This is a genomic window from Sellimonas sp. (assembly GCF_047234585.1).
GTDB classification, from domain to species: Bacteria; Bacillota; Clostridia; order Lachnospirales; family Lachnospiraceae; genus Sellimonas; species Sellimonas caecigallum.
In genome coordinates this window covers 14882-28489 of the sequence record NZ_JBKSWG010000007.1, presented here as the reverse complement: position 1 = coordinate 28489, position 13608 = coordinate 14882, and the positions used below count along the sequence as shown (strand labels likewise).

The 13608-nt window shown below is 43.6% G+C and carries 8 protein-coding genes; 1 reads left to right on the top strand and 7 read right to left on the bottom strand.

The annotated features are described in order from the left end of the window. Window positions 1-41: 41 nt before the first annotated feature. The 3 genes from ACLROL_RS04120 to ACLROL_RS04110 all read right to left on the bottom strand — a co-directional run bounded on the left by ACLROL_RS04120 (window position 42) and on the right by ACLROL_RS04110 (window position 4410). Window positions 42-3464: a hypothetical protein gene (locus ACLROL_RS04120; protein WP_204907616.1), complete on the bottom strand. Its 3423-nt coding sequence runs from the start codon at window positions 3462-3464 to the stop codon at window positions 42-44. A 54-nt stretch (window positions 3465-3518) separates the two neighbouring features. Then, window positions 3519-3713, bottom strand: coding sequence for a helix-turn-helix domain-containing protein (locus ACLROL_RS04115; RefSeq protein WP_204907617.1), 195 nt, complete (start codon window positions 3711-3713; stop codon window positions 3519-3521). Between the two features lie 373 nt (window positions 3714-4086). After that, the gene (locus ACLROL_RS04110; RefSeq protein ID WP_204907618.1) at window positions 4087-4410 is read right to left on the bottom strand and encodes a helix-turn-helix domain-containing protein; all 324 of its coding nucleotides are present in this window, start codon (window positions 4408-4410) and stop codon (window positions 4087-4089) included. 207 nt (window positions 4411-4617) lie between these two features. Between ACLROL_RS04110 and ACLROL_RS04105 the strand changes: the two genes are divergently transcribed. Beyond that, window positions 4618-5154, top strand: a complete 537-nt coding sequence (locus ACLROL_RS04105; protein WP_204907619.1) for a hypothetical protein — start codon at window positions 4618-4620, stop codon at window positions 5152-5154. A 90-nt stretch (window positions 5155-5244) separates the two neighbouring features. Here ACLROL_RS04105 and ACLROL_RS04100 read toward each other — a convergent pair whose 3' ends face one another. From ACLROL_RS04100 to ACLROL_RS04085, 4 genes are all read right to left on the bottom strand, one after another. After that, window positions 5245-6639, bottom strand: a complete 1395-nt coding sequence (locus ACLROL_RS04100; RefSeq protein ID WP_204907620.1) for a relaxase/mobilization nuclease domain-containing protein — start codon at window positions 6637-6639, stop codon at window positions 5245-5247. Window positions 6640-6695: 56 nt separating this feature from the next. Continuing rightward, a complete protein-coding gene (locus tag ACLROL_RS04095) occupies window positions 6696-7001 on the bottom strand; it encodes a hypothetical protein (protein WP_204907621.1) in 306 nt (101 codons plus the stop codon). 109 nt (window positions 7002-7110) lie between these two features. Next, the gene (locus ACLROL_RS04090; RefSeq protein ID WP_204907622.1) at window positions 7111-7443 is read right to left on the bottom strand and encodes a plasmid mobilization protein; all 333 of its coding nucleotides are present in this window, start codon (window positions 7441-7443) and stop codon (window positions 7111-7113) included. Beyond that, window positions 7443-13481: an SNF2-related protein gene (locus ACLROL_RS04085; RefSeq protein WP_413067397.1), complete on the bottom strand. Its 6039-nt coding sequence runs from the start codon at window positions 13479-13481 to the stop codon at window positions 7443-7445. Before ACLROL_RS04085 ends, ACLROL_RS04090 begins: the two co-directional genes overlap by 1 nt. Window positions 13482-13608 lie beyond the last annotated feature (127 nt).

Here is a 13608-nt window from a genome sequence, read left to right as displayed (position 1 = left end):
CATCATGATTTTCTTGCCCATAACCAGTTCCTCCGATTCTCTTATTTTTTTTGCACGCTCATGCGAATTTTTGCTTCCTGCATTACTTTTTCAATATCGCTATAACTTCTTCGTTGCTGATAACCCAAATCAACTAATAGCTGAAGGGCATCTTTTTTAGTTTTCCAACCAGTATTCTTTGAAAGGACATCAACAATTAGTGTTCTATAATCAGAAATACCTGATTCTTGTCGAACCATGGCGCCGCAGCAATCAGTAGCAGCATAGCTTGCATGGAGCAATCTGAATTTTTTGCTATAGTTTGCAACATAGCTTTCCAAAACAAAATTGTTCCAAGGAACATCTATTGTCGGAAAATGTAGAAACAGATTGATGTTTTTAATAGGCGTATATTCACTCCGAACAAGACTATCTAAAACAGCATCCGTCTGTTCAACATTAAAATGGATTTGATCCCGACGAATAAACTCATTTTGGTTTATTCGAACCATTTCGCCATACACAGAATCCCAATAAATTACAGTATTCAACTCATTTGCAAATTTTTTAAGTTCTTCGACTGTAATATGTTCAGATTGCTGGCAGAAGTCTGAGAAGACTTCTGCCATACTGATTTCCTCATCCTTATCGCTGATGATTGCACCTCTGAATGAAAACCTTTCTCGAAGAAGATATGCAAGTGCATTGCGAAGTCCCCACATTGGATAATCCGGTGTGTTCATAAGAACGGACGGACAATGCTCCTCAATTAGCTGCATAAGTTCCACATCAGAAATGTAGCTTCTTTGTAACAAAGCATGGCTTATTAACTCTGCAATCTTTTGTAATTCATTTCCACTAACAGGCAGGTTTGGGGCATATAAATATGCTTCAGGTGCAACATTCACTATTCCTGGCGTCGTAACTAATGTGTGTTTAATTTTATCCAATGGTATGTACCAAAGACTACTTTCTATTTCAGAATAAATTACTGGTAAATGAGATTTTTTCATATACTCAATAACATCTTTGGCAGGGGCAGGTTCTTTGTTATATCCAAACAGATAGTTGTATCGTTTGAAATAGTTTCTCTTTTGGGAACTAAACAGAATACTTTCCAAAGAGTTAACATTATAAACATGAAGTATTTCTGCTAGTTCTTCTTGGAACTTCTCAAACAAGCAATCCAAGTAAATACACGAAGCCCCCTCCTTAAAGGTTTCCATGATTGTCTCATTGATTTCTTCGATGAGATCTTTTTGTTCCATGTCATCTTTTACATAAATACGCTCATCACGAAGGCTACCAATCCTTATCAACGTATGAACCAGCTGCTCGTCTTCTTCGGTCAGTTCCTGTCCGAACATATCAAAATAATACATTCTAAAGCGATTGCGATCGATTGCTTTTCCAGGTCTAAAACCATCCACAAAATTTTCTGCCAATATTGCGGTATATCGTTCTTTAACCTGTGGATTAACAGCAACTTCTATTTCAGATGCAATCGGTCGCTGTTCCGTTTTTTCTACTGGCTCTATTTGCAATGTTGAAACAGGAGAAACTATTGCATTATTTCCAGTTGCTCTGCGGAAGGCAATAAGTTTATTCATTGCGGAAATAGGTCGCTTCTGTCGCTCGTTGATAAACTCAACAAATCTGCTGTCCTTTCGCATTTCCCAAAATATACGCTCAAGAACATTTGCATCTTCTATAAGAAGAAAATGTTCTTCTTTTATGTAATCATGTTCCTTTGCAAATTCACTGCATTTATTAATATCGGACAGGTATGCCAAAATAGCTGCTTTCTGCATTTGTTGTTCCTGTGCCCAAGCAATAAAAGCAATGCGAGTTTTCGTAACTTCATCTTTTTGCTCTGGTGCAGATTTGACTGGAGCTTTTATAGTTATTCCTCCAGCAAGAGCATTACAGTAATCCCAGTATTTTGACAAAGCAGCACGATAGCGATTATGCTGACTTTCATTCAACTGTGCAAACTCAGGATTAGCCAAAAGTTTCATGTTAATCTGATATACTTGTTCTGCATCCAAAATGAAATACAGTTCTTTTTCAGAAAATCCTAATCTTACAGAATACTGTCCTGCAACATTTACAGCAGAGCTATAGCTCTGAGCCGAACGTTCTGCAAGACCTGCACCTGATATAAGCCAATTCTCAAAAGCTGACTTTCCCTCATACACGGAGGTAATAATCACTCTATTTTCTGTTTCAATATGTCTGTTTTGGGTGCGTTCCTCGATAATAGGTAATTCTAATGAATCATCTGTCCCAACCGATAAATGCTTACCCTGTTTTTTTTCATAAATGATTTCGATGTTATCGTAATCCATATTGCATTTGCTCATGAGTAAGTGCAATATAGTAACAATTTCATCAGGTGTACAATCTGTTTCGAGATACAGACCATCATTTATTTTTTCAGCTTTACTAAGTCTATCAATACCAGCTCTACCAGTAAAAATAACTTTACCGACTCCAGCAAAATAATATCCAACCATTCCTCGAATAATGGCAGGATAGTCCTCCTGTAAAAACTCAATGATACATACGAACACATTTTGCCATCCATGACATTTTCTTTTTTCATCAAAATAAGAAACTTCAATAGGAATAGTAAAAGTAAAGTCTATTCTCTCATTTGCAAAATTCCAAATGAGAGTATTGGTTTTATTCTCAGCTACATTGGTAGAAATAATATTGTTCGATTCAGAAATCGCATTTTCATTTCCTATAGTTATAACTTCTTCTATAGTTGAAACTATATGATTTGTATCAGCATCCTCCGTAGGCTTAGTGCTGATAGCTTCAGCATCTTCTTTAGTGGCATTAATCGGCACTGCTTTTTGAACAGGATTCTCACGGAGAAATGCCAAGTAATACTCCATGACTTTTTTCATTTTTCCAATCTGACGGAAGTACTTAAATTGAAACATCTTATTTGTTTGGATCGTATTTTTAACGTACTGTAATGTTTCAAAATCTGTTGTTTCAAATAATGGCACAGCCAAAATGTGCTTGTTTAGGCAAAAGGCTTCTAAGTCCTTGCAAACAATATAAAATTCAGAAAGTTGCGCCGAGGAGACTCTTGAAGAAAGCCACGCAAAGAAATTCTCCTGGATATTGACTTGCACGGTACATTCTCCTTTCGCTTGAATTAGTATCTCATCAAATTCCGATCGCCTGTTTTTATATAAGGCGACCATTTCTGCAAACATCTTTGTTGCATTATGTAAACCGGAAGGTTTTTCATCAACCAAACCACCGACAATTTTCATCTGCATAGAAATTCCGTTTTCATTACGGAATACTTCATCTATCTCAATGCCAGAAAGAATCGCTCGACACCTAAGAAGTGTTGATACTTCTTTTATTGCTTCCTGTTGAGACAACTCTTTACCTTTCACTCTTAGATACGCATCAATAAGCAATGCTGTTTCCTGTTTGTCCCACGGAATTCGTAGTGCCACCCAATTTACTTCCAGCTATAGTCTCTCAAAATAATCTAATAATATAACTACTTTCTATTTAGTAGCATCTTTATTGTCACATTCACACACAAAAGTATATTTGGGTCTCTGTGTACCTTCAGGAATTAACCAGTTCGTTCCGACTTTCATTACACCGGTTATGCGACCACTTTTACAATGGTTCTGTACTTGCCTTACTGTGATATTCCACTTTTCAGCAGCTTCTTTCGTTGTCATATAACCGTTCATAGAATCATTCCTCCTACTACTATACAATTATCATATAATGACACCACTTTACATTATACTGTGCTATAAGCGAAGTGTCAATTCGTTTAAACGAAATCAAGAGACTTGCTAAAATAAAGTGAGATGACAAATTGGCAAGCAGTGTAAACCTGTACAGGTTCACTCATTTTTTCAATTTCGCCTCTGGCTCAATTTTCAAAAATTGCTTGTTGGGGCAACGTCCCCAATCCCCTTTGAACGCCATCTCCGATGTCGGCTGCACGGTCATTCTGACCGTTTCATAACCTGTATTCAGGTCACAGGTTTCATTTGGACTTGAAGAAAAAGAAAAAACCTGAACAGCCGAAGCCATTCAGGTTAATTACATACCGAACTATTTTGCGATCCAATTTATAAAAGTGGCGACCTTCTTCAAATCATCGTCACTTAAACTTTTCAGCTGCTCGCAGAGTTTGTGATAAAGAGATTCGTCCTCTTGTAATGGAGCGAAAAAATCCGCTGGTGTCATATCAAAGTACGCAATGATATTAAACAATTCTTTGAGTGACGGCAGGGCGGCTCCGCTTGTTATTCCACGAATATATGAACCGCTTTTTCCCAAATCCAGGCTCATGCGATGCTCTGAAACAGCTTTGGACATTCGTAACTCTGTAATTCGAGAACGAATAAACTCATCATACTGTTGTGTATCAGCCATTTCACGTCCTCCCTTCACTGACTATTTTATTATGAATCGGGAGCTGACGTTGGTACTGTAAAAATGAAATTTCGCTTTATTCATCTCCGTATTAGTAGTATAATCACTAATATCAAAATATATTTATGATTCTACCGCTAACCCACCTTTAAGATTGATAATTCAGCAATGTAACGTCAGCGGTGTTATCACAACCAAGGAGGCAGAATGAAAAAAGAGGTTGATTTCATCGCAGAATTTGAAAAGGAAGAAGCCGAGTTAAATAGCGAAAAAGCAAATCCGTGTCCGCCAACAGAAGAGCAGTATCAGAAAATGAAGCTCGGCATTGAGCTTGTGGAATTAAAACAGTCACAGTACCAGAAACGTAAAAACGAAAAACTCTGGGACTTATGGACAAACACTTTTTACTCCATTATGTGCGATACCGCTCGCATACAGGGGGGACGTGTTACCCTTGAGATTAACGAAGAAAATCTAACTGGTTCCCTGATTTACTACGGTCATGGTCTTATCATAGACTCTCTTGCCGGAAACCGTACCTGCCTTGCTGTCATGATGGATAAAGCCCATGAGGTTTCGATTGATACCGTCGATGGGCTTCTGAAAATCACATTCCTGTTCCATCTGTATGACAAAATAAAAGTTGCTGATTACTCTGATGAGATCAAAGAACTGGCAGCGCAGATTTATTCTCCGCAGTATTTGGAACATTTGAACCTGGATGACGATGAGGAGTTTATCTGATTTCTTTTTGGAACCGCATACAATTTTCCACGAAAAAAGCAGCCACAGACCGCATACGAAACTGAAATGCGATCTGTGGCATTCTTTATTTTAGCGTTCTTTCCGCTGTTGTTCCTCTTTCTTTTTCCGATCCATTCCAAGGATATGCTCCACCGTTTGTTTCGCAGTCAGATATTCCTGCATATCCTTTCGTACCTGCCGGTATTCAGCGTAGGCTTTTTTCTTTTCTGTCAAAAGACGATTGTACTCCTCATGCAGTGATTGTCTGGACGGAACCTTTTTCCCAGGCAGCTGATCGAACGCCTGCTTTGCGACTTTATGAATCTGAATCTCTTCCCGGTGTTCTTCAAAAAACTTTTTGCTGTATCCGGATTTACGGTAGGCTTCATATATTGGTCGAGTCTTTGAATAGTTATTGATGTGCGTCTGCAACGCTCCGATCTCAACCATTCTCTTTTCATCAGCTTTAATGATTTCGGACAATTCTCCAAATCGCTGACTCAGACGTTCCGCCAATGCAGACAGTTCTTCATAGTTGCCAATTCCTTTTTCCTTCAGAAGGCAAACGGTACGGGCAGCTTCTTTGCGGTTATATTTTTTCGCCCAGCGTTCATAGCCCGCCGATTTTCCTTCAGCCAGCTTTGCCTGAATATCAATCAGAAGGTTAAATTCTCTTTGCGTGTGAACCTGTTTGCTGGCTCTCGGAGTTTTCTGAACGGACTTTCCTGACAGTATTGCGGTTATATCCTCCAGGCTGTATCCGTCTCTAAGAGAGCGTAAACGAAGAAAGCTCTTTTCTCCGCTGTGCCGGAAAGCCGGGTTCTTCCCATCCTTAAATTCATATCCCAACTCCGAAAGCTGAAGAACAAATTCAGAAAAATCTTTTGGCTTCTTTTTCAGCACCTGGTCAATCGTCGCACAAAGCTCATCCCGTTTGGAACGCTTTTTGGGGAAGACTGTCCTTTTTACCCGTTCCCGATATGGCTTCGGCTCAATAACCGACAATCCATGCTCAATACAAACCATGTCACTTAATCGCTGAACCGCAAGTCCGGAAAGGAAAAAGTTCTTAAACTTGCGAGTACAATCCAGGGAAGTTGAATTATAAATGATATGGTTATGGATATGCGACCGATCAATATGCGTCGCCACGATAAAGGCATGTTTTCCTTTTGTCCATCGCATTGCTGTTTCATAACCAACACGGTTCGCTTCTTCCGGTGTAATCTCCCCAGGTTTAAAAGACTGTCGTATCTGGTACGCAATGATGTCATTTTTCTGTTGCCTGCCTGTGATATGCTGGTACTGCCGCTTCGTCAGAAGAAACTCCTCATCAGCTGTTTTCGGGTCACATTCATAGGAACTGATATACTTTCCGTCATCCGTCTTTGCTGCGTTCTGGGAATAATCTGTACGGTCTGCCAGACACTGTGCCACCGTTTTTCCTTTGTTTACATGAAGGGCAATCAGTCTTGTTGCCGCCATCTTCTCACCATCCTCTCAAAAAATAAGACTGCCCGCAGGCAGCCTTACCGATAGCTTTATGAAAAAATAAAATCGTGCAGGTTCTCTTTGATTCGTTCCCCGATTTCCTGAAACAAAACAAACAGAAACAATGCCGCATATACTGCAAGCCCAATTCCCACAAGCAGAGCAAGCTGCAACCACAGGGACTGAAAAACGCAGTAGATGCAACATCCGATGATGTACAGGATCAGTGCTCCTATGGCAAAAGATGAAACATCCAGAGCAAGCTTTGCCAGAAAACAAATCAGACTCAGAACAAACAATACCGGCAGTACAATCAGCTTTAAAATGATTTTCAATAAAAATTTCAGGAATCTCATAGAAGCACACCCCTTTCTTTCTTACTCTTATTATACTGTTTTGAAAAACGAAACACAACGATGTCAATATGTACAGCTGCTGCATTTTCATGCCGCAGCCCATGTTTGATTACTGAATACTGGACAGACGAACCAGCACCTCCTTCATGTCGTCCCAGATTTCCTCCAGCCGTTCCTGCAAATCTCTGATATCAGATTCATAAATGCTGCCTGTTTCATTGGCTCTCCTGGCATATTGATTCAGGTTGTTACTGCATCTTCTCAGAAGGGAAACCAGTGCTTTCACGTCCTGCAAATCCAGATTGATGCAGTATCCGTCCAATGCCATTTTCCGAAGGTAGGCTCCCATGCTCCGAATACCCAGCTCATCCATTTTTTCATGGATTCTCTGTACTTCTTCTTTGGATGCCAGAAAATGAACGTCCTGATCCCGTCTGCCCATTACAGCACCTCCTCACGCCCCGCAGATACACGATACGGAAGAACGTGCTCTGATCTGGATTTCAAGTCTGCCAGAACAGACGGCTTTTCCGAATACTCCACTTCCTCATGTTCAGGCAACGTATCTTCCATGTTCAGAGCCGCATCCAGTTCCGCCAGACGAGCACTCTTTTGAGCAAGTTCCGCTTCCTGTGGGAATGGTTTACCCAATTCTGCTTTTGTTGCTTCCTGCTGATTATAGAGATTTATCAGCCTGTCTCTGGCATTTTCCATCTTCTCCGGAATACCGGAAAGAGCATTATCCAGTCGAATGATATTTCCCCTAGCATCAGTTCCAAGCGGTACTCGATGGCTTACAGCGCCTTTCAGGACAATATCAAACTCATACTGAAAACTGTCAAATGAAAGCTCCATCTGAAAGCCACGATAATTTCCAAGAGAGATTGGCTCAGTCCCTTTCATCTCTTTGCAGGCGGCAAGAATCATCTCACCGGCATCCGCTTTTTCTGAATAGTGTTTTCCCAAAATCTCCATGCCACAGAATCCATCAGTAATCTGCGGATGAGATTCCGCTGTTTTGTTGTCTGCTTCAAACCCATGAACATAACCTGTCTGCTTTTCAATCTCTGCCGGGAAATATTTCAGGAGCTTATCCTCCATCCGGTACTGCTGGCTCTGATAATCAGCTTTCAAAACCTTCAGCCTTGCCACATCAATATCCAAGTCCATCTTTTCCTTAATCAGCGGATTTCCGGCACACAGAGCCTTGATCTCCGCATAGGACAATGCCTGTTCATCCACATCATCACAGGAACGGACGGGTGATTTCGATGTCATAATCTGCGAGATAAACTTCTGTTTGTTTTCCAGAGTTTGGTAAAGATACGCATCGAAGGTTCCTTCCGTGACGTACTGGTAAATTTGTACTTCCTTATTTTGATTTCCCTGACGGATAATACGCCCATTTCGTTGTGTCATATCAGAAGGACGCCAGCCCACATCCAAATGGTGGAGTGCAATCAGGCAATCCTGGCAGTTTGTCCCGGCTCCCATTTTCTGCGTACTGCCAAGCAGTACACGCACCTGACCGGTACGAACTTTCGCAAACAGTTCCTTCTTCTTCGCTTCCGAATCGGCATCATGAATAAATGCTATCTCATTTTCCGGAACACCTCCCGCAATCAGTTTTGCTTTGATGTCATCATAAACGTTGAAATTCCCATCGTTTTTCGGAGTGGATAGGTCACAGAACAGCAGCTGTGTCAGCCTGCCCTCTTTCCCTTCTTCCCAGATACGGAGCACATTCCGGACGCAGGCGTTGAGTTTGCTGTTTGGGTCATCGGGAAGAAGCGGATTCATCAGACGCTGATCCAGCCCCAGCTTTCTTCCATCTGACGTTATCTTGAGCATATTATCTTCCGATGGGTCTACCATGCCGGAGTGTACCGCCGCCGCACGCTCGGAAAGTTCTGCTACCATGTCTCTTTGATAGTCGGACGGCTGAACAACAACGGTTTCAAACTTTGCTTCCGGAACAGGAAGATTGAGCTGGTCGGAGGTTTTTATATCTGCCACTTCCCGGAACATATTCATCAGCTCAGGCAGATTAAAAAACTTCGCAAACCTGGTTCTGGCACGGTATCCCGTACCTTCAGGAGCCAGTTCGATGGCAGTGGTTGTTTCACCGAAAATAGATGCCCAGCAATCAAAATGCGTCAGGTTCTTCTTCTGGAGTGTATCATATTGAAGGTAACGCATTACCGTGTAAAGCTCGGTCATGGAATTGGACACGGGAGTGCCAGTCGCAAAGACCACGCCACGCCCGCCGGTCAGTTCATCCATATAGCGGCATTTCATGAACATATCCGAAGATTTCTGGGCTTCCGAAGTGGACAGACCTGCCACATTCCTCATTTTTGTGTACAAAAAGAGGTTTTTGAACGCATGACTCTCATCCACATACAGGCGGTCAACCCCCAGCTGTTCAAAGGTTACCACATCATCTTTGCGGTCAGTGGCAAGAAGTTTCTCCAGCCTTGTTTCCAGGGATTTCCGTGTTTTTTCCATCTGCTTGATCGTGAAATTTTCGCCACGCTGATATTTCAGCTCTGCAATCGCATTTTCGATCTCGTCAATCTGTTCCCGGAGCTGTCGTTCCTGCCGTTCCGGAGAAAGCGGGATTTTTTCAAACTGGCTGTGCCCGATAATCACCGCATCGTAATCACCGGTCGAAATCCTCGCACAAAATTTTTTGCGGTTTGCCGTTTCAAAGTCCTTTTTTGTCGCTACCAGAAGTTTTGCACTGGGATACAGCCGCAGAAACTCATTTGCCCACTGTAAAGTCAGATGATTCGGCACGACAAACAACGCTTTCTGACTCAGTCCCAGACGCTTGCTTTCCATAGCGGAAGCCGCCATTTCAAAGGTTTTTCCTGCGCCTACTTCGTGCGCCAGAAGGGTATTGCCACCGTAAAGTACATGAGCAATCGCATTCCTCTGGTGCTCCCGAAGGGTAATATCGGGATTCATGCCACCGAAGCGGATATGACTTCCATCATATTCACGGGGACGGGTCGAATTAAACAGCTCATTATAGGTTCGAGTTAAATCTTCCCGGCGTTGCGGGTCTTTCCACACCCAGTCACGAAACGCATCTTTGATTGCCTGTTGTTTCTGCTGTGCCAGAGTCGTTTCCTTTTTGTTGAGGACACGTTTCTGTTTTCCGTCTGCACTCTCGACAGTATCATAGACACGAATATCTTTCAGATTCAGCGTTTCTTCCAGGATACGATACGCATTGGCTCTTTCGGTTCCATAGGTCATATATGCCGCCACATCGTTATAGCCCGGAGAACTTTTTCCGGTGATTCTCCATTCCGCAGTAAATTCGGAATACTTTACTTCAATATTTTTCCGAAGATAGAATGGAGTTTCAAAGGTTTCCTGCATGAACTGCTGGATATAATCAGGAGAAACCCAGGTCGCCCCCAGCCGCACGTCAATCTCGGAAGCATCCAGGTCTTTCGGCTGTGCTTTCTGCAATGCCTGTACATTGATTTCAAAAGAAGCATCGTTTTGTGCCGCTATCTGAGCAATACGCAGCTTGTTTCGTACATCGCCGGAAAGGTATTCATCGGCGGTCTGCCAGCCGGAAACCGCATCGTCCGGAGCCATCGGGTCTTTGAAGATAACTCCTTTCAGCTCTGCTTTGATGGAATCATATTCGCCTGGAGTCCCCAGAAGTTCCGCCATATAAGGCAGATCCACCTTGCCACGCTCACCAATGGAAACCGCCAGTGCTTCCGACGGAGTATCAACGCCGCTTATCCGGCGTTCCGGTTTGATCGTCCGCCTGGTGAACATATCCGCCTTGCTTTTCAGATTGCCGTCTTCATCAATGTTTTCCAGTGAACACAGAAGATAGTAAGAAGAATCATCCGCAAAGACCTGACCATTGGCACGGTTATTGATCAGCCCGTTTTTGTCGGTAAAAGCATCATAGGCAGCGTTTAACTCTTCCTGTTTTTTCCGGATCATCTCATCTGGATAATCTTCCAGCTGATATTCAATCAGCTCGTTGACAATCCGGCGAAGCTCTACCATACCGCAGACACGCTCTTTGGCTTTTTCATTCAGCTCTACCAGACGCATTACGGAATTTTCTCGGAAATATACGTCACCATCCACCACAGCGTAAGAGAAATTTTTCACGTCCGGTCTAGCTGGAATCGTAAGCTGCTCTTTTTTCTGACTGCCAGCTTCCTCGGTAAGCTCCACTGGCGTATAAGTGCCCCCGATCTGAGCTACAGCTTTATGAAGCAGTTCCGCCAGCTCCGCACCTTCACGGGGATGCACTGTAAGCTCATCCTTGCCGTATTGTGTGCTCTCCGCCGAAAGCTCACCAAGAATCATTTCCGGATGCTCCACAAAATAGCTGTTCATGGTGTATCCATCCGGTGTAGTGTTCAGATGAACCCAGTCCGGTACAATATCCACCGGGTGGTCACGCTTCTGAAGAAAGATAATATCAGATACCACTTCTGTACCGGCATTTGCCTTGAACGCATTATTAGGCAGACGGATTGCTCCCAGCAGTTCTGCTCTCTGTGCAATATACCGGCGAGCATCGGAGTTTTTGGAATCCATCGTAAAACGGCTGGTCACAAAGGCAACTACACCGCCCGGACGCACCTGGTCTAAGGCTTTGGCGAAAAAATAGTTGTGAATCGAAAATCCCAGCTTGTCATAGGGCTTATCCGCAACCTTGTAGTTTCCAAAGGGAACATTGCCAACTGCCAAATCATAAAAATCACGACGGTCGGTAGTTTCAAATCCTGCCACCCTAATTTCCGCATTGGGATAAAGTTTCTGAGCGATACGCCCGCTGACGGAATCCAGCTCCACACCGTACAGATTGCTGTTTCGCATGGTATCCGGCAGCATTCCGAAAAAGTTTCCGATTCCCATTGCAGGCTCCAGAATATTCCCGCTTTCAAATCCCATTTGTTCAACAGCATCATAAATGGCACGGATAACGGTAGGACTGGTGTAATGAGCGTTCAGGGTACTGGCTCTTGCCGCCGCATATTCCTCCTGAGAAAGAGCTGCACGAAGTTCCCGGAACTCACCTGCCCAATTTGCCTTGTTTTCATCGAAAGCGTCCGCAAGTCCGCCCCAGCCGACATACCGGGAAAGGATTTCCTGCTCTTCCGGTGCAGCATTCCTGTCTTCAGATTCCAGTTCCCTGAGCACCTGTATCGCATCCATATTGGCTCGGAACTTTGCCTTCGCCCCGCCTTCGCCAAGACGGTCGTCTGTGATATGAAAGTTGACCGCCGGAACATCCAGGATTTCCTTTGTCTGAATTGTGGTTTCAATATTCTGTACCAAACTCAGAATCTCAGGATTCTGCCAGCCGTCTACCTTCATATAGTCCTGAACGATTGTATCTTCGCCATCTTTGCACTGAATCAAATCCAGGCTGCCAGGGAGAGGAGTTCTTGTGTTCTGCACACCCAGGGCTTTCATCCGGTCAGCAGGAAGGAACTGGTATGCCCTCATTGCTTCTTCAAACGTGCCGTACTCTCTGAGCTGAAGCGCCCCCTGAACCTGCAAATCTTCCACAACATAGTAATGGTCGATAAAATGGTCAGATTCGGATGAGACATCTGCTTTTACCTGCTCTGCACCTGAAAGAAATCTGACATTCCGCTCATCCTGTCCCAGAAGGCGTTCAAAATTCTCCTTGCTTTCCGCCCGATAAATGGGGTAGACCATGCCCGGTGGCAGCAATTCCACATTGAATGTTCCGATTCTGGTAATGTTGTACGGTTCTCCCTCCAGGTAGACGGTATCACCTACCTGATAAGACGGCTCAGACACTGCTTCAAATTTGGCGTGCTCGATATATTCCCATTCCGTAGCTTCTCTGGCAGTAACAGCCTTTTTTACTTCCTGCAAATAGTCGTTTGCCTGCCATTCGCTGTCAAATTCTTCGGTAACGCCTTCTTCGTCCACATAATAATCGTTGGTCTGGTCATCCCAGATTGCATACGCAATTTTGGAACCACGGTCAACATCAATGACAAAAAATCTTTCATACGGTTCCTCTGCGGCAGCAATCGTTTCCGCATCCCGCATTACCTGTTCGACAAACGGGCTGTCTTCTGGTTCTTCCGGAATATCCGCCTGCTGTTCCGGTTTAATCTCCTCCGGAGCCATATAACGATCCTGCGAAATCAAAGAATCAATACGGGAAGCAACCTGTGTCCAGGAAAGCTGTACTTTATCACAACCGTCTTTCGTGTAGCGAATCCCTTTTGCATCGTGATCTTCAGCGCTGCCGGAAGCACCGGAAAGAGCATGAGAGTGACCGCCCGTACCATACTCGTTTTTCAAAAAGTCAGCTTTTTCTTTTGCCGAATGTCCTTCCTGCCAGTATTCATAGATGCGGGCTTTTCCACCGGAAACACCACTGCCGCCGGAAAGGGACGCATTGATTTCATCATCGGTGATAAACTGACGCACAACTGGCGGCATTGTCATAGTGCTCTGATATTCTCTGAGTGGCAGATCAAGCTCATCCAGTCGCTGTGCCATGTGTTCCAGCTTGTGATAATGGAATCTTAACAGGGAAGAATCTTCGCTGTGTGCCTGTAAAAAATTC

What these genes read in the sequence shown, in the direction of transcription:
- ACLROL_RS04110 (WP_204907618.1), bottom strand. Translation starts at nt 4,410, where the DNA reads ATGGCTGATACACAACAGTATGATGAGTTTATTCGTTCTCGAATTACA.
- ACLROL_RS04105 (WP_204907619.1), top strand. Translation starts at nt 4,618, where the DNA reads ATGAAAAAAGAGGTTGATTTCATCGCAGAATTTGAAAAGGAAGAAGCC.
- ACLROL_RS04115 (WP_204907617.1), bottom strand. Translation starts at nt 3,713, where the DNA reads ATGAACGGTTATATGACAACGAAAGAAGCTGCTGAAAAGTGGAATATC.
- ACLROL_RS04100 (WP_204907620.1), bottom strand. Translation starts at nt 6,639, where the DNA reads ATGGCGGCAACAAGACTGATTGCCCTTCATGTAAACAAAGGAAAAACG.
- ACLROL_RS04085 (WP_413067397.1), bottom strand. Translation starts at nt 13,481, where the DNA reads ATGCCGCCAGTTGTGCGTCAGTTTATCACCGATGATGAAATCAATGCG.
- ACLROL_RS04090 (WP_204907622.1), bottom strand. Translation starts at nt 7,443, where the DNA reads ATGGGCAGACGGGATCAGGACGTTCATTTTCTGGCATCCAAAGAAGAA.
- ACLROL_RS04095 (WP_204907621.1), bottom strand. Translation starts at nt 7,001, where the DNA reads ATGAGATTCCTGAAATTTTTATTGAAAATCATTTTAAAGCTGATTGTA.